At 36.0% G+C, this 21616-nt stretch carries 15 protein-coding genes; 9 read left to right on the top strand and 6 right to left on the bottom strand.

Features of this window, described 5'->3' with window-relative positions; genetic code table 11:
- Positions 1-545: 545 nt before the first annotated feature.
- Genes IPL24_16040 through IPL24_16030 form a run of 3 tightly spaced genes read right to left on the bottom strand, consistent with a single transcriptional unit; the run spans position 546 to position 4536 of the window.
- Entirely contained in the window at positions 546-1556 is a 1011-nt protein-coding gene (locus IPL24_16040; GenBank protein MBK8365114.1) for a T9SS type A sorting domain-containing protein, read from the bottom strand.
- Positions 1532-1993 (bottom strand): hypothetical protein, encoded by a 462-nt coding sequence (locus IPL24_16035; protein MBK8365113.1) that lies wholly within the window; start codon positions 1991-1993, stop codon positions 1532-1534. The genes IPL24_16040 and IPL24_16035 overlap by 25 nt, the downstream gene beginning before the upstream one ends.
- Entirely contained in the window at positions 1990-4536 is a 2547-nt protein-coding gene (locus IPL24_16030) for a T9SS type A sorting domain-containing protein (GenBank protein ID MBK8365112.1), read from the bottom strand. The genes IPL24_16035 and IPL24_16030 overlap by 4 nt, the downstream gene beginning before the upstream one ends.
- 1133 nt (positions 4537-5669) lie before the next feature.
- Between IPL24_16030 and IPL24_16025 the strand changes: the two genes are divergently transcribed.
- The 4 genes from IPL24_16025 (at position 5670) to IPL24_16010 (ending at position 8928) form a co-directional block, all read left to right on the top strand.
- Positions 5670-6227 carry a T9SS type A sorting domain-containing protein gene (locus tag IPL24_16025; GenBank protein MBK8365111.1) on the top strand — a complete coding sequence of 186 codons (558 nt, stop codon included), beginning with the start codon at positions 5670-5672 and terminating at the stop codon, positions 6225-6227.
- An 80-nt stretch (positions 6228-6307) separates the two neighbouring features.
- The gene (locus IPL24_16020; protein MBK8365110.1) at positions 6308-6403 is read left to right on the top strand and encodes a hypothetical protein; all 96 of its coding nucleotides are present in this window, start codon (positions 6308-6310) and stop codon (positions 6401-6403) included.
- Between the two features lie 105 nt (positions 6404-6508).
- Positions 6509-6661 carry a T9SS type A sorting domain-containing protein gene (locus IPL24_16015; GenBank protein MBK8365109.1) on the top strand — a complete coding sequence of 51 codons (153 nt, stop codon included), beginning with the start codon at positions 6509-6511 and terminating at the stop codon, positions 6659-6661.
- A gap of 146 nt (positions 6662-6807) precedes the next feature.
- Positions 6808-8928, top strand: a complete 2121-nt coding sequence (locus tag IPL24_16010; GenBank protein ID MBK8365108.1) for a T9SS type A sorting domain-containing protein — start codon at positions 6808-6810, stop codon at positions 8926-8928.
- 508 nt (positions 8929-9436) lie between these two features.
- Here the strand turns inward: IPL24_16010 and IPL24_16005 are convergent.
- Positions 9437-10609 carry a DUF1624 domain-containing protein gene (locus IPL24_16005; protein MBK8365107.1) on the bottom strand — a complete coding sequence of 391 codons (1173 nt, stop codon included), beginning with the start codon at positions 10607-10609 and terminating at the stop codon, positions 9437-9439.
- A gap of 245 nt (positions 10610-10854) precedes the next feature.
- Between IPL24_16005 and IPL24_16000 the strand changes: the two genes are divergently transcribed.
- Entirely contained in the window at positions 10855-12549 is a 1695-nt protein-coding gene (locus tag IPL24_16000; protein MBK8365106.1) for a T9SS type A sorting domain-containing protein, read from the top strand.
- 185 nt (positions 12550-12734) lie between these two features.
- Here the strand turns inward: IPL24_16000 and IPL24_15995 are convergent, their stop codons facing one another.
- Entirely contained in the window at positions 12735-13010 is a 276-nt protein-coding gene (locus IPL24_15995) for a hypothetical protein (GenBank protein MBK8365105.1), read from the bottom strand.
- 52 nt (positions 13011-13062) lie between these two features.
- Between IPL24_15995 and tnpA the strand changes: the two genes are divergently transcribed.
- Positions 13063-13515, top strand: coding sequence for an IS200/IS605 family transposase (gene tnpA, locus IPL24_15990; protein ID MBK8365104.1), 453 nt, complete (start codon positions 13063-13065; stop codon positions 13513-13515).
- 794 nt (positions 13516-14309) lie between these two features.
- Complete coding sequence (locus IPL24_15985) at positions 14310-15236, top strand: hypothetical protein (GenBank protein ID MBK8365103.1); 927 nt, start codon at positions 14310-14312, stop codon at positions 15234-15236.
- A gap of 81 nt (positions 15237-15317) precedes the next feature.
- Here the strand turns inward: IPL24_15985 and IPL24_15980 are convergent, their stop codons facing one another.
- Complete coding sequence (locus tag IPL24_15980; GenBank protein ID MBK8365102.1) at positions 15318-18629, bottom strand: hypothetical protein; 3312 nt, start codon at positions 18627-18629, stop codon at positions 15318-15320.
- A gap of 173 nt (positions 18630-18802) precedes the next feature.
- Here IPL24_15980 and IPL24_15975 point away from each other — a divergent pair, with 173 nt between their 5' ends.
- Positions 18803-20125, top strand: a complete 1323-nt coding sequence (locus IPL24_15975; GenBank protein ID MBK8365101.1) for a hypothetical protein — start codon at positions 18803-18805, stop codon at positions 20123-20125.
- Positions 20092-21615 (top strand): T9SS type A sorting domain-containing protein, encoded by a 1524-nt coding sequence (locus IPL24_15970; GenBank protein MBK8365100.1) that lies wholly within the window; start codon positions 20092-20094, stop codon positions 21613-21615. The genes IPL24_15975 and IPL24_15970 overlap by 34 nt, the downstream gene beginning before the upstream one ends.
- Position 21616 lies beyond the last annotated feature (1 nt).

Raw genomic sequence — 21616 nt, 5'->3', positions numbered from 1 at the left:
AAATACCTAAATTAGAAAGAAATTGCTTATTTCAATAGTGTCAATGGAAGGGATTGGGACACCGAAGTAGAAAAGTGAATACTACCGTTGTCGGTTCTATTTTGGAATATATTGCTTAATTTAATCTTTGATTGTTTATTATTGCATGGATAAATGTAAAACGAATATGAACAAAATCCTTCAGCTTAAAATCACTTTGAAATATACCGATCCGCCGGCGTTTCGTGCAAAACGCAACCTTTTGAATTGACCTCGATTCTATATTTTATGTGGAAGACCTGAGATCATTTAGGTATTGGCTGAATGCAGATACACTGGAAATTCAGTATCCGGACGAAAAATGAGAATGAAATTAGTTTTAATGGTGACACATTATTTATGTACTCGTACAATGGGGTCGCTAAGGTTTGGAGATATGAAAACAAGTAGTCATTTTTATGGTGCGTTCTTTCGACGGGTGGTATTTTAAAATTTATATATTATTGTGAGTAAATACTTCGGAATTAAAATTGTGACCTGATTAACATTTAACCGGCAGAAAACTACTATTCTTTTAGTTTAATTAGTTTCCCTTTATATAATTTATCTTCGGTGGCAACGATATAGAAATACAAACCTTCAGCTGTGTTTTTTAGATCAACATAATTGTTTTCTGTAATAGTTTTTATAAGTTTCAAATCGCTACTCATGATCAGTATCTTCTTGATTTTTTCCGGAGTTGTAAACTTGAAAATGCCTGTTGATGGGTTGGGGTAAACTAAAACATTCTCATCAGATAAATTAATTTGGTCGACATAATTTGTCAGTGAATCGCAGCCTGGAATTGGGCCTAGCTTGAAGTTGGGAAAATCAGGGAGGTTATTTTCCATATACATAACTTTGAGCTGTCTCTCTCCGAAGTGGCAACTGGTATCGGGTTGATTGGGGTCATTGATGACACTAAGGTGATTGTCGCTACCCCAAGAGCATTGATATATTTTTCCATCGGGAGCATTACAAAATTTGAAAAAGTATGAAGAGCCAGAAACGAGAGTTCCAACTATCTTTTCAGAGGCCGCTATGTCAATGGTGTCTGTGTTGAATTGATATACATTGATGTGATCGCTTGCATATAAATATTTACCGTTGGGGCTGAATACACATGAAACAAAATTAAAACCGTTTGTGCTGTAGACATGTCGTATTACTGTATTAAAAATAAATTCTCCGGTGCATCTGTCGAAATTGTAAATTAGCAGTAACGATGAATCTCTTGAGGCAATTGCATATTTACTCCCTTCGGGTGAAAACTGACTTTGCCCGACTGAAATTCCTCTTTTTATTTCGGGTCCGGTGGTTGATCGAACAATGGTGGTAACACTGTCCGGCGTAAGCAATGCTGCATACATTCCTGAATTATTCCATTCGTGTGCTACAATCCACCAATCACGCCCATTTCCATGCTTTACTGCCTGCATTGTTGAATAGAGCAAAGTGTCATCGATAGCAGTCTGATTTTTAAGAATCATCTGTCCGTAACCGGCATTCGCACTCATGTCGATAGTACTGTAAGCCATTCGACAAGGTTGAGTAAAATTCCCCAACTTCTTCCTGACAAATGAAAAATATAATATTGATTTGGATGATCCGGAAATGGAACTGTTATAGCACATTGGTAGTAGGGCATATAATATGTCCAGCCATTTGATGTTACACCGGCATCCAGATTGAAATCAATACTGCCCGGAATTACCTGCCCGTACTTATTACAAACATAAATACCATTTGTATTAAATTGAAATAATCCTGTTGAATCACTAATCATTGATGAAGTTGCGAAACCGTCAGCTCCGCTGTAAATCCCTACTGTATCAGGTAAACCATAGGTAAAGTCCAGTGCAGAAACTGGACAGCCTCCGCAAAAATGGTATCCAAGAATCCATACATTATCATTTTTTTGCGCCTTGATGTACAAATGAGATATAAAAAGGAGAATGAAAACGATCTTCTTCATTGTTTGAAAATTTTATAAGTAGGGAAAAAATCATTTCCTCTGCATTTAAGTAAGTATACCCCGGCAGGAAAATCTGTGAGGTCGAGTCCTGTGTCAATGTTATACTTCATACTCAATAAAATTTTACCTGTTAGATCTGTAAGTTCAATACGGTCTATTTTATCTGCGTGATTAATTTTTATATATGACGATGTTGGATTCGGGTAGACCATTAATTGAGAACTTAAATTTTCTTCTGTTCCTACGAGACATGGTAATACAGTAAGGTCAGAAGAAAAGAAAATTGTATCAGTCCCTATTAGATTTGTAGCAACAAGATACGCTTGATAATTTCCCGGATTCACATATTGTATAATAGGATCCCAGGAGTTATATAATGTATCCGGCATTCCTCCTGGAAAATGCCAATGAAGGTTTACAAAAATATCATTCGATACAGCATGATAAAATTCATATTGCCTTTCACAAATCGTGTCTTCATTCATAGATAAAGTTACCTGTGGTAGAGTAAATTCAAGTTTCCCGATGGAATTTATCTCTCTCACAGTATTTCCGTGATAGACATCATGAATAATTCCTCCTATATAATCAACGTTTGTTGAATCATTGAGAATACACAATGTTCCCAGGGTTGAATATTTATTAAAGCTTACACCATCATATATAAAAAGACCTTCATTGATTGATGAAACTGCAAGCTGACCGTGAAAATCATATAATTGTCCAAAAAGAGTTAAGAAATTTGCACCTATAGTTCCAATCGAACTCCATGTAGATCCACTGAATTTGAATATTTTCGAAGAGGTAGCGCTTGATGTGTAACCGGAAATGCAAGCAAATAATTCTCCATTAAAAACCAGCATTGATGTGACCGGATCATAAAGTGTAGGATTAGGAAATCCGGTCGATGTCCATAATGATCCACTAATATGTGCAAATTTTGAAAGTGATGAGGTTCCAACAAAAAAATGATCATCTGCTCCGGCAATAAGAGTGTCATTATAAACTACAAGCGAAGATACAGTTGCATCGAGTGCGTTTGATCCGACAGGATACCAATTTGTTCCATCAAATTTTGCGCAGTAGGGTGCTCTTATTCCATTGATAGTATCAAAATCTCCACCAACGTATAACTCATTTCTGAAAATACAAGCATCGCGGATAAAAGAATTGGCGCCTGTTCCAAGGGGTAACCAGTCAGTTCCATTCCATTTCGCAATGCCGTTTAATCTCGTTGGACCTGAATTAAGAAAATAACCCACTGCATAAATTTCATTTTGAAAATGTATCAGCTTAACGACCCGTTTGTCTAATCCTTGTCCCATTACATGCCATGAACTTCCATCCCATCTGGCTACATATGGCGAGTATTTTTCACCTGCAAAAAAGAATTGTCCTCCTGCAATAAGGTCTCCATTTGTACTGTCCTTGATCATGCATGTTGTAAAAGCATAACTGTACGTTTGACTTTCATTGAGAAAAGAATTTTTGCCAATAGTAGCCCATGATGATCCATTCTTATAAAAAACTCCCATAGAAAGTGTATCATTAAAATGTGTCAAATCACTTCCTAAAAAAAGTTTCTGACCACATGATACAACAGAATAAATACGTTGATAATATTGAGTTGCGTACTTGAATTTCGCAAATATACTTCCGATTGAGTCGCTAGTCACGGGTTTTATATGGAGATAACTACCGATACCTCCTACATCTAAGACAGAATATAAAGTGTCGTTATATGTAAATAATTTTTCGGTATGGCGGTCCATATATTTTGTTGAATCGGTTTGCCATACTCCATTCTTCCAAATTGTAGGATGGTTTGTAATGTAATTACTATTACCGGCCACGTAAATTGATGAATCTTTTAAAGCGAGAGAATATACACCGTAGAACCTTGAAGGATATGTATAAAAATTAGTTCCATTGAAGCTTACAAGTCTATATGCAGTATCACCATTCAGTTTATTAAAGTTTCCATAAATTAAAAGTGCACTGTCGGTTGCTAGCATTCCATTTATATTTCCACCATCAAAACTTGAAAAGCCCTGATTCCATGTTGTTCCATTATATGCAGAAATGGAAGTTATTGAACCGTTTTGTAAATACCCTGTGGCGTAAACAACGCCCTGAAATAATTCAAGATTATTAATAATATATGGTAAGCCCGATCCGGGAGAGAACCATGAAGTTCGATTCCATTTAGCAATATTACTTACTGATACTCCGCCGGCAGTCTGAAAGTAACCTCCGACATAGAGATCATGACCGACTAATTTCATCGAACGCACTGTGCCATTTATTCCGCCGTTCATGGTGAACCAGGTTGTGCCATCCCAACAAGCAATATTATTTGCATGTACTCCATCAACAGATCTAAAATCGCCGCCTATATAAAGTAAGTTATAAAGCGAATCGTATTGCATAACTCTAACATTTCCATGCATGGTCATTCCACCGCCAAGTGATGTAAGTGACTGGCTTCTGGAATAATTGAAGATAAATATGCAAATGAGTAGTAAGGGTAGAGTTTTTCTCATCAGTTTTAAAGGTTTACGAAAATATTTTTCAAATTTTATATTTTAGGTTAATCTCATAGAATTTCAAGCCTATGGAGTATTGAGAGATAAATGTATGTTTTATTTTCGATAAATATTAAGATTAAGTTGTAACCTTTTTTTTTCGCATAGGGAAAATTTAGTGAAAGTAGTTGTATGTTGAAATTTTTGAAGAATGAAATGTGACCGGCGATCTTTAGCGTTATTTTTGTGTGTGTCCTAAGGATTCTGAAGAAGTAACTGTTAGTTCAGAAATTTGTTGGATCAAAAATTTGAAAATTATAAGGGAAATAACGGAATCATTTAGATTTGTCGAACTTTTAGAAAGACAAGCCAATACTTTACCATGTAGTGTTCAGTAAGTTTTGATAATAATTTATATATTTACGTCAAATGCTTTTGTGTTGAACAATGTTTGGAAAGATCATAAAAAGAAATAGTAGAGCGAGGGCTTTAGGATCATTAAAATATATTTGGGTAAAATAAAAAAAACAATAAAAAATATTTAAAATGAAAAAATCAATTATTAAAACTTTAGTAGCGATTATCATTACATGTGCTCAGTCCCTGTTCGTTTTTTCACAAACGAATGTTAGTGGCGGAATTTACACCAATACTACCTGGACTTTGGCAAATAGCCCATATATAGTAGTTGATACAACTGTGGTATTCCCAAATGTTAAATTTACAAGCAATTCTCCCTCGCCCGCAGTAAGCAGTTGGGATAAAATTTATTTACATTTAAGTCTTCCCTCTCAATTTGCTTATTGTAATTTTCGATATGGAACGTACGCGCTTAACAATGTCTCCATACCAAATCGACCACTATTAAAAATTCGAAATTCGAGTATAATTATGCGGGATTATTTTCAGATGATTATTTTAATTATTGCGATGTTGATTCTTCAGTTTTCACAAATAACAATTATGGAATAAAATATCAGTCGGATATCCGAATTGATCATAGTATCATTTCAAATAATCAAACAGGCCTTCGTATTCCTGTAAGAGGGATAATAAAAAATTGTATCATTGATTCGAACAGTGTCAATGGCATTTGGACTTATGATAATGATTCCATTTTCAACTGTGAAATAGTTTCCAATGGTATAGGATTGGAATGCGGTTCTACTGACGGACCTAACATTATTACAAATAACGTTTTTGAAAATAATAATATTGGAATAAAGTTGCATTGGAAAATTGATGAAATTTATTGCAACAGGATTTGTAATAATATACAATACGATTTATATTATGATGTATCATTGTATAACATGACTATTCCCAATAATTATTGGTGTAGCACAGACTCTGCGACTATAGCAAGCCATATTTATGATGGATATGATAATATTGGTTTGGCACTAATTTCTTTCATGCCAATTGACACAACACAATGCTTTTTAATTACTTCAATAAATGAACCGGTTGACAAATTTGACTTTACTTTTTATCCGAATCCAATTTTTAACTCCTTTACTTTTTCAATGTCTGAAAATTTCCTTCATTCCGAACTGAAAATATTTAATCTATTGGGAGAATTGGAATACTCAATAAATATTGAACAACAGAAAACAGCAATTGATATTTCAGAATTGTCAAATGGAGTTCATATCGTTCAACTGATTTCAGGAAAAAATATCAAAAGAAAGAACTTAATTAAACAATAAATTGCAGGAGAAATAAATGCATGGCCATTTGGGGATAATAAGCCCGGTAATGCGCCGAGCTTTTATATTTTACTACTTATATCGACACAAAAGATTTCGATTGTTCAGGAGTTTATTTTATAAAACTTTCTGTAGGAAATGAGATTCAAATCAGGAGGCTGATAGTATTAGACTAATTAGTTTTCGAAAGATGGTGTGTGACAATTTATTTTGTAGCAGAACAGAAGTATGAGATGTTGGTTCTTTTTCAACGGACGAAATGTCGTTGACGGTGTTTTAAGATATTTGAGCTAACAGGTAATTGTGTATTCTCACAAAGCTTTTCAGGAAACAATACAATTGAATTAACCTCAGAAGATCTTTCGACAGGGCTCTACTTTATTACGATTCATTCGGAAGAAGGGAACTTCATGAAGAAATTGGTTGTGCAATGAAAATGTTGCTATTGGTAAATGCAGTTCATAATGAAGAATATTTAAATATCGGAGCGTCGGAATTGCAGATAGAGTTGAGGGATTTATCGAAAGGGAAAATTATAAAGTTTATTTTGTTATCTTGTATTAAATTTATCCCAAACAAAATGTTTTACAAAATTTCCATCAATCGTTTTTCACTTATTATTATATCCTCGTTTCTGTTTTTATCAGGAATTGCAAAAGCTGAATGGATGCAAACTTCAGGGCCGGGTGGAGGTAGCTGTACCGGACTGTCAATTGTGGGCGATACAATTTATGCGGGCAATGGTGCCTATATAATAAGCGGGGGTTATCCTACAGTGTCAACTTTATTTATGAGCATAGACCATGGAGAGACCTGGATTGCTGATACATCAGGATTTTCCGGAACTATTAATAGCGTATGTGCAATTGGAGATACAGTTTTTGCATCAACACATCAGGGAAATTTATACAGAAAAATTGGATCGGTGTGGACAAGAACATCATATTTCAGAAATTATTTAACGCTTTTTTCAGTAAAAGGAGTTTTATACATAGCCTATGAAGGCGGCATTGATAAATCACTTGACAGAGGAAATACATTTGTTACAGGCGGCCTTGGCCTGGGACCAAATGAGGTATTTAATAAATTATTTGTTGTGGATGATACATTATATGCTTCTTCATCCGAAGGTATTTATAAGCAGGTAAATACTTTATGGTGGCAAAATAAATTTCCCCGCAACGTTACAGGATTTGTAGTGAGAGACAATGAATTTTTAGTTACGACATATGACAAGAAACTTTTTAAATCATCAGACAAAGCTGAAACATGGGATTCTTCAGCGACAATTTTTAATTTCCTTCCTGCTGATATTGTTTCGTTCGGTGACACCCTATTAACTATTCTCAGAGATACCTCCGGAACCAGACTTAAAAACTATATCTATAGAAGTCTTGATGATGGAGTAACGTGGACTTCCTGTTCATATGAAATTCCAACGGAATATTTTCTATCGGGATTAACAAATTCCGGAAGTGATATATACGTCATGAGTTCAATGGGAGCCAGCATTTACAAGAGTTCAGATTACGGAGGAACCTGGCGGGAAATGAATATTGGATTGGCCAACGTTCGTGTTTATTGTTTTTTGAAATATAACAACGCAATTTACTGTGGGGATGTTGGTCCAAATGGAATTCATAAGAGTACAGATAATGGAAATACATGGTTACCATCCGGAAGCGGACTTAACATCCCTGCATATGCAAGTTTGTTTGTAAGATCAATTGCTGCGAACAGTGAATTTATGTATGCCGGAACAAATAGTGATCGGGGAATATTTCAAAGCAGTGATTCAGGAGCATCATGGCAGGTATTGCATAGCATAATGGATAGCACTATAGTGATCGATGTATCTACTGTTGACTCACTTGTATTTGCCGGTAATTATGCAGGTATGATAAGGTCATCGGATAATGGGGCAACTTGGACAAGCTTCCCGGGATTCCAAAATAGTTTAAAGTCTATCATTTCATTTGGAGGTTATTATTTTGGCGCGAGTTTCCGACAAGGTTTATTTAAATCTGATGATGGTGGATTAACCTGGAGCAGGTCTGATACAGGTATGGCTCCGGCGATTGACATTACAAAAATAATTATAAGAGGTACGGATTTGTTAGCGTCAACAGAGAATGGAATTTATATAAGCTCTGATACAGGGAATACATGGAATACATTAAACAATGGACTACCTGTTAACCCCTCTGCACAATCTATTGCGGCGAAATCCGATACAATAGTTATTAGTATAAATAGTTTTAATAATCACTATGGAAATATGTTCATAAGCTTTAACAATGGTATGAATTGGATTAGCTATGACAGACCCGGCTATTTATATAAGATCAACGATCTGCTAATAATCGGTGACACTGTTTTTGCTGCAACTGAAACACATTCGGTATGGAAAAGAGGATTGAGCGATCTTACATCTTCAACGGTTTTTCAAAATAGAATAAATGATAACGTCTTGATTTTCCCAAATCCGGCAACCAACAATTTGACAATTACATTAAAAGAATCAATGAATGGAAATTTAATTTTCAAATTAATAGATATGAGTGGCAAAGTTTTACGCTACGAAAGACTATTATCACTTGAAAATAATATTTGTATCGACGAAGTTAGAAATGGATTTTATCTGGCACAGATTGTTTCGCAATTTGACGTGATTACTAAACCAATCATTATTCGGAAATAATAATTCAAATAGTAATAAGCCCGAGGATGTGTCGGGCTTATTCTTTCTAATTCTATTTTGAAATTTAAAAGTATCAAATTAAAATAGTAGCGGTTGCTTTGTCTCATACCTCTTATTATATCATAGCCGGTACCGAAATGCAATTTGAGATTTGCGATTGCACCGGATTGATCCCTCATAAAGCGTTGGATGAACGATAAAAAGCCCATGCTTGAAATTCATCTTTTATTGGCAATTTTACCGAAGACTGTAATAATTTGTCCCTGGGCTATCCTTGTATGTCCTTCAATTTTTGTCAAATCAACATTGTAAGTCAGGTTGTGTCCGATATTTAATTGCAGGATAAGGTCCTAATTCCTGTATAGGAGTTATTTTACAATCATCATTATCTGCAGTTTTAAAACCGGCTATTAAGCTTGTACCCAAAAAAGTCCCACCAACACCCATTCCTAATCGGCTTAAAAATTTCTTTCTACTGATATTTTCATGTGATTAATTTTAAACATGTTTACAAATAACTCAACCACTTTTTTTCCGGATGACGCATTTTATAACTGTCGTACCACTTACAAAGCGGATAGGTAATTCCAATTACGCAGATCCATACAACATATACTACGGACAGGCTGAAACCATATCCTTTCACAGTTGGTAATCCTAATATCCAATCAGGTAAAACCAATAATTTCCATCCGTAGCCTGAGAGTTTTGCAAAAATTGCAGCCAACATATGGATAATATAAAGGTGAATGATGTAATAAAAGAATGGCACTCTGCCGAAAGTGGTACAAAAAGAAACTACTCTGCCTTTTAAATTTTCTGAATAGGCAAGAAACAAAAGCATGAAACCTAATGTAATCAACAGATACAATAAGGATGGCGGATATTTTGAAATTTGAAAGAACGACATTATCGTCATCTGAATATTTGCATAATTTGTCCAATGAATTTTGTCACCGTAAATATCAATTGCCCGCAAAACAAAAAATAGTACTACTGCCGATAATCCAATTGTGCTGAAAACCCTTTTTCGTTTATTACTTTCAAAAGATTTGTCATAGAATGTTCCAAAACAGTAGCCGAGAGCCATGACAGCGAACCATGGAATGATAGGATAATCAATGTAAAATTTAAACCCATCAGGATAAGAAATGATTTCCTGCTGGTGTATACTCGCCCATAAAAAATTGTTACTAATTGAAATATTATCGAGCAGGTTGTGACCAAAAATTATTACGCAACAAAACGCAATTAAAAAGTTTCTTGGAAGATAAATCAAAGCGGATAGTATGATCATACTTAAACCCAACATTGCAATAACTGCAGTTCCGTTTATTCTAAATTGAAGATCAAATTGCCATCCAAACGTTACCACTGTAAGTTCAATAAATATCAGCCAAATCCCCCGCTTTATTAAAAATAATGAAAGGTCTTTTTTCGATTTCCTTTTCCCAACCATAAATGCAGAAACTCCCGCAAGAAAACAAAATGTAGGTGCACAAAAGTGAGTTATAAATCTTGTAAAAAATATTGCTAAAGTTGATTTTGTTGGGTCTGACGGACTAAACAAAAATGCAGATGCATTAAAATAGTCTCTTGTATGGTCAAGTGCCATAATTATCATCACTATACCTTTTAAAAGGTCAAGAGATTCGATTCTGTTTTTTGTTAGTGATGTCATTCGTTGGTTTTATTGATTTGCTTGTAATTAAAAATTTAAAGATGAAATAAATTTCATTTATATACAAACTAATCGCATCGACGTAAAAATGGTAAGTGCTAATGACGTCTGGCCTATAGGCAGCTTTCTTCCCATCCATCAGAATCATCCATTGACCTATTACTGATGCCTGTCAGCATAATTCCAGGTTATTGGGAATTGAATTTTAAGTATCATTACAATGTTACTCTCAAAAGCCGGATCATATGAAGAATTATCTACTATTATTTTTGTTGCTTATTTCTCTTTCTGCTATTTCTCAGAACCCTAATCATGGGAGGAGAGGAGAAACTCTTGTGACCAGAATAACTGCACCGGGTGCAATTTTGACGATCAGCTCCGGAATGGGGAGTAGTTATCTTATCTATATGACTCAGGGGTTATATCAGATCAATGCTACAACTTATAACATGTTCGCGCATGTTCCTTACCTGGGTTTTGCAGATTCTCTTGATGCAACATTCAGTATTCCACAGACGGCAGCACCCGGATATTATACGCTTCATGTTAGAAATACGTTTGACACTTATGATCGTATAACAAGTACTTTTTATATAGAGGAAACGTTGCTTGAAGGGTATATTTACTTTGATGCTAACCAAAATGGAAGTCGTGATACATTAGAGAACGGTATTGCTTTTCAGTCTGTACATATTAATCCGGGCGGGACTATTTTGCAGACTGATTATACGGGTAAATATAGTGGACATCTGGGATCCGGAACATTTACGGATTCAATTGTGGTGCCGGCGAACTTCACTCTTACTACTCCTTCAACATTTTATTCCATTACAGTTCCGCCGGATGATATTAGTGGAAATGATTTTGGTTTATATACTCCTGCTGATACAATAATGGTTCATAGATTTATTTCTGATACAGATCCTATCCGATGCAATAGATTGTTTAATTCATTCTGGCATACGACTAGTTTGTCGAATAATATTCAGACAGGGACTGTGACAATTATTTGCGATTCCGCATTGATATATACATCTGCAATACCGACGCCTGATTTCATTTCCGGAGATACTTTGAAATGGAATTACACACTACAACCATTTCAGTCGCTTGAAGGGGAAATAAATTTCTTAGGTGGAATTCCTGCAGATACCAGCGGATTTATTGCTTATGATACATTGAATGGTTCTAATGGAAATGTTTATGTGCAAACGGATACAATTAATGAAATTGTTCGTTGTTCTTTTGATCCGAATGATAAAAGGGTAGAGCCGGCCGGAATTGATCCTGTTTTTCATTACACCGAATTAAATTCTGAACTCAAATATTTTATTCGCTTTCAGAATTGCGGAACAGATACAGCATATAATGTTGTGATCAGAGATACAATGGATTGGGATCTTGATTTGAATACGTTTGAACTTTTGTATGCGAGCTCAAATGTAAGTGTCCAGAGAGAAGCGAATCGTGCAATGCGGTTTACCTTCAATAATATTTTGTTACCGGATAGCAATATCGATGAGCCAAACAGTCATGGGATGATAATTTATTCCATATTGCCATTGACAACAGTTACTAATAATACACTGGTTAAAAACAAGGCGCACATCTATTTTGATTCTAATCTGCCTGTAAGTACAAATGAAACATTTAATACACTTGTAAATTCGATACCAACAGAAATAGATATTTATGACTCTGAAACGAACCTGCAGATTTTCCCTAATCCAATCTCAGAAAATTCAATTATTCAAGTTCCAGATAATTCTGACTATGAATTAAACATTTATGATATTTCCGGAAAACAAGTTGTTTCAAAAGAGATAAATGCAGACTTCCATTTAGCAAAGATTAAGTTTGCAAACGGAATCTATTATTATAAAGTGACTGATAAAAAAATCGGAACAATTTATAGCGGGAAAATTGTTGTAGTTGAATAGAAAGACATTTGGTGAAAGGATTTTATATCTGCAAAAACAATGATGATAGCGGAAATGAAATATCGGGAAAGATTTATGGAAAAGTGGTGAGGGTTATTATAGGAGAATAAATATAATTTACAATCCACCTTTTTTTTTCTCTATTATACACAGGGCTTCACCCTGTGGTGATGAATATCGCCCCTTCAGGGCTCAAAGAAAAACCATCTAGCGCTGAAGGCGCGATATTCGCCAGCGACGGGCAACGCCCATCGAAAATGAAGAGCAATAATACCACCGACATTCACCGCCCATCGAAAATGAAGAGCAATAATACCACCGACATTCACCGCCCATCGAAAATGACGGGCAATAACACCACCGACATTCACCACCCATCGAACATGACGGGCAATAACACCACCGACATTCACCACCCATCGAAAATGAAGCCCAATAACACCGCCGACGTCACAATCCAATGCATCGATAAAAAAATAATTATATATTTGAAAAGACCAAACATAAAATCACATGGGCCAGTCTTTAGTAAAAAATTACATGCATATTGTTTTTAGTACGAAGCACCGGCAACCTATAATTTTACCGGACATAGAAAGCGAATTACATGCTTACATGGGAGGTATTTGTAATAATTTAGAATGTCAGACAATAAAGATTGGCGGATATACTGATCATGTTCACATATTATGTATGCTATCGAAAAAAATTCCATTGATGAAATTATTGGAAGAAATTAAATCGCATTCATCCAAATGGATAAAAACAAAAGGTGATCCATACAAAACCTTCTACTGGCAAGATGGCTATGGAGCATTTTCTGTTAGTCCGAAGAATGTGGATTCTGTTATTTCTTACATAGCAAATCAACATCGTCATCACGACATACAAAATTTTCAGGATGAATACCGGGGTCTACTCAAAGAATATAGAGTAGAGTATGATGAAAGGTATGTGTGGGATTGAAAGAATGTATTTTTTTATGATGCTCCTATACTATACAGGGCTACATCCTGTGGTGGTGGATATCGCCCCTTCAGGGCTAACAAAATTGCAATACTTTTCATAGGGCTTCGCCCTATGCAATGCAAATAATCGCCCCTTCAGGGCTCAAAAAACATAAAGCACTGAAGGGGCGATATCCGCCAACGACGGTCACCGCCCATCGTGATGAACCGCACCCATCAAACAAGAAGGCAAGCCCCTACCAATAAAAGCGCTGAAGGCGCAATATTCACCAATGACGGGCGCAGCTCATCATGATGAACCGCAACTATCAAACAAGAAGGCAAGCCCCTACCAATAAAAGCGCTGAAGGCGCAATATTCACCAACGACGGGCGCAGCCCATCGTGATGAACTGCACCCATCAAACAAGAAGGCAAGCCCCTACCAATAAAAGCGCTGAAGGCGCGATATTCACCAACGACGGGCGCAGCCCATCGAAAAAACAATCCCATCCAACAAGAATGGCCATCACCAAAGATGAAACACTACAACTAAAAAATAGCATGCAATCGAATGAATACTACCAACAATCAAAAGTCTAAATCATTAATGAGAATTAAGTGTGGGACATTGTTTCAGATAAACTGATAGATGAAAAAGATTGAACAAATATTGGGTCTTAAATGAAGCGAGTAAAAATATACCTCTATTTCTAAGTTGTTACATCGCTTCCTCAAGAGTTAAATCTTTTGATATTAATTCCATTGGCATTATTATTTTATAGATATCTGTAAATTAAAAAAACAATAAGCCATGAAAAAATTATTTTTATTAATTCCGGCAACGCTGATCTTAACCATTTCAATGGCTCAGGATACAAAAAGTGATATGTCACGGAAAAACGGAGCATTAGACGGAAAATCCTTTAAAATTACCTTGACAACAGCGGGAAGTGAGAGTATAAATCCTCAATCCGGTGATAAATCAGGAATGAATTCTGGTACTCAATCAGGGGAGATGAAAAATCAGGATGGATCTTCTATGGAGAAAGCAAGTGGAAGCAATCAGATGCAATCAGGTACTGACAAAAACGCAACAGCTAAATCAGGAACATTGAAATTCAAAAACGGTATGTTGAAGTCATCAATGTCAGGTCCGGTGAAAGTAAAGGAATGTAGTTATTCAACAACTACTTCGTCTGCTTCTTCAGACGCGATTGCATTCACATCTAATTGTAATACTGACAGCAAAAAAGGTTCCGGTAATTCAGGTGATAATATGAAAAACAATTCAGGAACTTCGAATTCAGAAGGTTCAGATATTACCAACACTACAAATACAGTAGATGGAGGTTCAAAATCGACGAGTTCTGATGACATGAATTCTACAGGTAGATCAGGTTCATCAACCGGAACAAACTCAAGTACTCCGGGAACTTTGGGAACTTCACCTTCAAAAACTAATTCAGCGGGTTCATCAGGTACAACAGCACCTTCTTCTAATGGAAGAAATTCAAATTCGACTGGAATGTCAGGTACTCCATCGACAGGAACAACGGGAAACTCATCAGTTTCTACTCAGGCAAATTCTGATGATTCAAATTCAACACTTGAATGGTCGGGAACAGTTACCGGAAACTCGATTTCAGGAACAGTTAAAGTAATAGAGAACGGAAAGAATATGACTTATTCGTTTACCGGAACTTTGACTACTAAATCAGATGAATTAGGAATGGAATAATAATAATTCGGGTTAAAATTTATAAATAATGAGTTGTTTGATTCGTCAGGCAACTCATTTTTTATTGAATGAAATATTTTATTAAGGCATCCCTACGATTCTTCCAATATTGTTTTCACCGATGGAAAAATCTCCGGACTCAACCAATCCATCTCCATTGAGGTCATCAGAGTAATATCCGGTTTGAAAAATCATTGCCGAATTATTGACAGAGTTATGATCGTTAAGATCAATTACACCATTTTGATCAACATCTCCACTAATGATTCCAAAATTTCCGTCACCAAGATCTGAAACGTTATTAAGAAACACATTGGTAGCTGAATTTGAAAAAGAATATTCCACATTGATTCCGGAAAAGAATACCGGAGTCGCACTCCATGTCTCCAATGAGTTTCTATGTTTAATAACGATATAGTAAAACGATCTTGTTGTTAATGGAATAAATGAATATACGCAAGTCCCATCAGTATTTAAAATTTGTTTTGATGTATGAATGAGATTTTTCGCTCCTGTTGTATCACGTAACTCTATTGTAATTGTGTCGCACAAATTCGGATATATTACAGGGTCGATAACTGCACGCATCTGTGATGCGCCAAGATAAAATCCTTCCAGAAATAAATTTAAGTTTACTGTGACAGGACAAATATCAACAAGCATTGTAGTGGAAGCACTCACCGGATTTAAAGAAGCACAAACCTGATCGGCAATCATTGTACAACTGACAGTGTCGCCATCTTCAAGTAGATCAGTATTGAATGTACTGTCAGTTACACCTGTAATATTTCCATTGACCTTCCATTGGTAAGAAGGATTTAGTCCGCCATTAACCGGGACTGCATTGAAACTTGCATTCGTTCCTGCACATATTAAATTTCCGGTCGAGGGATTTATTCCTAATGCAACGTTAACAGTAGATTGCATTGCAGGGACATGAATTGTATCACTGACTACACATGTTCCATCGCTGATATCAACGTAATAATTTCCTGAATGAATATTGTTGATAGAATTAAGAGTAGAATTATTGAATGGCCAGTTGAATGTATATGTACCACCAATTCCACCTGCAACATTGGTCAGAGAGATCATTCCATCTGAACTTGCTGAACAAGTACTTGGACTCACATTAGTGGTGTAAGTAATTTGCGGATATTCTTCGATGACAGGATTTGGGAAAAGAGTTTTTGTACAACCATTCGAACTTGTAACTACAACAGTATATGTTCCTGCAGGAAGATTGCTGATAGTCGTGTGTCCGGGTTGTAAATTTGTCTGATTACCACTTACCGGGCCAGACCAGGAAAGCGAATATGGAAAAGTTCCCCAGTATAAATTTACAACCAATGATCCTGTATTTGTATCACTGCATGATTTAGTCTGTGAAATATTTTGAATGCTGACATTCTGATAAGAATATTTCGCTGTTGATGTACATCCGTTTAGTGTTACACCAACAGAATATACTCCGCTATTTGAAGTAGTATAATTTTGAGTTGTTGTTCCATCTTGCCATGAATAAGTAGCTCCTGATGGGTTTGCTCTGATGACGGACGAACAACTTGATGTACTCTGCACTGTGATAGTTGCAACCGGATTAGCATTTATAGTAACAGGAATTATATTTGATCTGTTGGCAGAACATCCGCCGACAGAACTGGTAATTTTGCAAGAATAATTTCGTACACCTGTCGATGCAGGATTTGCAACATAGCTTTGTGATGTAGCGCCCGAAATAGCGGAGTTCCCATCATACCATGCGTAGGTTGTCGTTCCGCTTCCTGTTGTGCTTGCTGTGAGATAAACAGGATTTCCCTGACAGGCAGTTGTAGCAGTACGTGCAACAATTTTTCCGGTGTTTGTTATACTTACTTTCTGAATCGGTGCAACATAAATATTGCATGCAGCAAAAGTGAGAACAAGATGTGCATCATAATCACCGGATGGCAATGAACATGTTCCTAAAGCGGCATTAAGATCAATTGAAGATTGTGTACTTCCATTGTATGCCGGCCATGCAATAGAATTTGCAGAGCCGCAAACAACAGTTGTTGTTCCGGAAGTAGTGAGATAAAATTGATAATTTAATCCTTGTTCAATTGGTCCCTGATATTGAAAAGTGAATGACCCGTTTTGTCCGGCGGTCACACAAACGGGACTGTTCGATGAAAATAAAAGTGACCGGTTAAGATGATTGAGCATTTGATTTGATGTAAACCAGATCGCATTTCCCGGTTCGATTTCATTACCTAGTGTTGCACTTCCAACTAAAGCCGGCGAATAAGTATTTGCATCTGCATACCAGTCATTGTAAAATATTTTTTCTGCTGTGAAAAGATTATTACCCGGACTCTGATTGAACCAGGTTGAAAGATAACTAGCTCCGGCACCCCAATAAGTACTTTCTGTACTGAAGATCGGAGTGATGCTGGTATTATTTGAAGTTGATGGTTGACAAAGATCAAGAAAGCGCGTAGAATAATAACCTGACATGTTTTGTCCAGCGCTGGTTCTGCTATATGCTTTAGCAGCATCAGTTGTATAGTAATGAGGAAGTATCCGGTCAATACGTTTTTTACCATTATAACTTCCATCGATCCAGTCAGCTATTTGTTGATCGGTATATAATGTATTCTGATTTAAATATCCGATATAACTTTCAATTGTGATCTGATGTGCTGATTGAGCATCATTATAATTATCACGGATGATGTCAATATAATTTATGAGAGATTGATAGCGTTGGAATTTTACATCCTTGCTGGGTGTATCACCAACACAATCATCTGCTGTAGAGTTCCAGAATTCATATTCTGTAACTAAAGCATCGATCTTTGAATTGCAACCGGAGTTAAAGGTTGAAGCACGTAGGTTGAATTTCGTTGCTTCGGATAAATAGAACAATGAGTCGCCCGGTTGAAATTCTTCAGAAGCAATTGCAAGTTGTTGACGAAATGCGGGCTCCACATGTCGTTGCAGCGAAAAACTTGCAGGCGGAGTCGCATTTATCATTTCAATATTATCGAACAAACTTGCGCAGGAAGAAGCCACACCTATTTTCTCTATGCAAAATTGCGATTTAGCTTTATCAATAAATGAACACAAATAGTTTTCGTATGTTTCATTTCCAAAAACGTAATAGAGATCATACAGGATGAGATAAGTGATATGATTGTCTTTTGCAAATTGCAATAATGAATCTTCTTTTGCAGCAATACTTAAAATTGAATAATTCGGATCAACAATCGGTGCACCAATAGAATTTACAGCCGTTCTGAAAAAGCGGTTGACATACATGCCGCGACCGGAATTTGCAATCTGAGCATTTGCACAGAAACAAAATAGGGCAGTAATTAAAGTAAAAAAGGTTTTTGTGAGAGACAGTTTCACAAGGTGAATATAGGAATTGTTTTAAATCAGCATTCACATTTACCTGTCTCACAATAAATTAAAGTACATTCACCAAAATTTTGTTCCCAATTTTCAATTTTTCCTACATTGATACAGGAATTTATTTTTCTAAAGCCTCTCTAAAAATAAAACATCAGGTAAAACTACAGCAAATGAAAAAGCTCTTTTCGATCATTCTCTTACTTATGATCGTTTCTAAATCAAACGCTCAATGGGTTACCATCCCGGATACAAGTTTTGTGAACTACCTGACACTACGTTTCCCTCTATGTATGAACGGTAATCAGATGGATACAACCTGTAGTGATGTTTTATCGGCAACGAGTATAAGTGGTTCAACAAATATCATTAGTCTGGAAGGAATCCAATATTTTGATAGTCTGAGAACTTTGAGTATCTCCGGAAGTATGATCACATCATTACCCAGATTACCGGCACAATTAAGTACTTTGTATTGTGTCGATAATCAATTAACCTCTTTACCGGCTTTGCCCGATTCTCTTAATAGTTTATTTGTAAGCATTAACCAACTGACTTCTCTTCCAGCCTTACCGGCTACACTTCGTAGTTTACGTTGTGAAGGAAATCCACTTACTACTTTACCGGCATTGCCATCAGATTTAGTTGAACTTTATTGTGGATCTTGTCCGATTACAAGTTTACCCCCTTTACCTAACTCTTTAGGATATCTTATGTGTAGTTTTGATACATCGCTTACTTTGATTAACTCCTTTCCATCTTCTCTTATTAAATTTGATTGTTATGGTTGTAATTTAAGTTCACTTCCGGTTCTTCCCGCAACACTTGAAAGTTTGATCGTTTCGTGGAATCCACTCAACTCAATTCCTGCATTGCCTGCAACATTAACGTCATTACAATGCAGAGCTAATAATCTGACAACAATTCCAAATTTGCCGGCAGGTTTAATTGACCTTGATTGCGAACAAAATCAGCTTACATCATTGCCATCTTTACCAACAACCCTGCAGTATTTGAGTTGTTCAGAAAATCAGATCACATCATTACCGACTTTACCGGATTCATTGAAACAATTAATTTGCAATAGAAATCAATTGACAACATTGCCTCCCTTGCCAAATTCTTTACTACGAATTTTTTGTTATGAAAATCAGATTTCTTCATTACCTGCATTGAACGACTCATTAATTGTCATTGACTGTCAGAGAAATTTAATAACATCGTTACCAGTATTAAATGATTCTTTGTTGTACTTAAATTGTACAAAAAATCTTCTAACAGGTTTGCCTGCATTTAATCAGGCTCTCCAAACTATTTTTTGCGATTCAAATCAGATAACAATTTTGCCTGCCTTTCCGCCATCGCTTTTGAATCTTTCGTGTCCGGGTAATTTGATTACTACGCTACCTGAACTTCCTGATTCTATGAACGCTCTTTATATTTATAATAATCCAAATCTGACTTGTTTGCCGGAACTAAAAAAGTCAATGCGTTGATATTTTATAATACCGGTATTCAATGTTTGCCCAACTATGGTTCTGTTGGCGGAAGTAATCCTCCAATGAATGCGTATCCTCTTTGCCAACCATTCAATATCAATTCGTGTACTGCATTCTGGAATATTGATGGAAGATTATATTCTGATCTGAACAGCGATTGTGTGAGTGATACAAATGAATCAGGATTGAAAAATATCAAAGTTCAGCTATACAGAAATTCTGTTCTGGAACAACAAACGTTATCAAATGACGGCGGAGTATATGCATTTGCTGCAGATACAGGATCCTATACCTATACTGTTGATACAATAGGATTGCCTTTTGAACTTACTTGTCCACCGGGAGGTTTTCATTCTTCAATGCTCACTCTTGCCGACTCAATGGATTCAGATATGAATTTCGGTTTCAACTGTAATCCGGGGTTTGATGTAGGAGTAAATAGTATCATTCTTCGTTCGAGAAATTTTTTTCCGGGCGATAGTGCAAATGTGAACATAGGAGCAGGTGATCTTTCGTCTTTCTATGGCCTAAGATGTGCAACGGGAGTAAGTGGTGATGTTTCAGTAACTATCAGCGGACCTGTATCATTTCTTTCAGCAGCAGCCGGAGCACTGAATCCGGTAGTTACCGGGAATCTGTTGACGTACACTATTAGTGATTTCGGAACAGTAAATTTCACAACTGATTTTAGAATTATTTTATTTGCAGATTCAACTTCTCAACTCGGAGATTCGGTCTGCATTACTGTGAATGTAAATCCGCTTTCCGATAATGATCCATTGAATAATGTCTTTCAAAATTGTTTTATCATTGGCAATAGTTATGATCCGAATACAAAAGAAGTAAATCCAGAGGGAGATATTGCGGCTGACCAGGAATGGTTAACTTATACAATCCATTTTCAGAATACAGGAACTGCACCGGCGCAACATGTTTACATTGTAGATACATTGGATTCAAATCTGGAGTTGTCGACTTTTACATTGATTGCAAACAGTCACAACATGACAACTCAGTTGAATGGAAATAAAATTCTATTTGATTTTGTTGAGATCAATTTACCTGACAGTACAAATGACGAAGCAAACAGTCACGGCTATGTACAGTATAAAATAAAATTGAAGCCCGGACTTTCTGTCGGCTCTCAGATCAGGAATACTGCCCGGATCTATTTTGATTTTAATCAACCGGTAATTACAAATACAATTACAACGAATGTTTCATTTCCTGTGAAGATCACAGAAACGATTTATTCAGACAATGTTTTTATTTATCCGAATCCTGCGAGTAGTGAACTGAATGTTATTTCTGCTGATAAAATGATAAATAGAATTGAGTTGTTTGATATCGTGGGAAAAAATGTTTTAGTGCAGAATAACGATAAGTCAGGAGCAGTTAATATTCAATTGAAATTTTTAACAAAAGGGATTTATTTTCTCAAGATATATAATGATAGAGAAATTGTGAAAAAAATTGTTGTCCAATGAT

This window comes from Bacteroidota bacterium (genome assembly GCA_016711505.1).
Classification (GTDB): domain Bacteria; phylum Bacteroidota; class Bacteroidia; order AKYH767-A; family 2013-40CM-41-45; genus JADKIH01.
The sequence above is the reverse complement of the archived record's forward strand: the minus strand, read 5'-3'. Positions and strand labels throughout refer to the sequence as shown.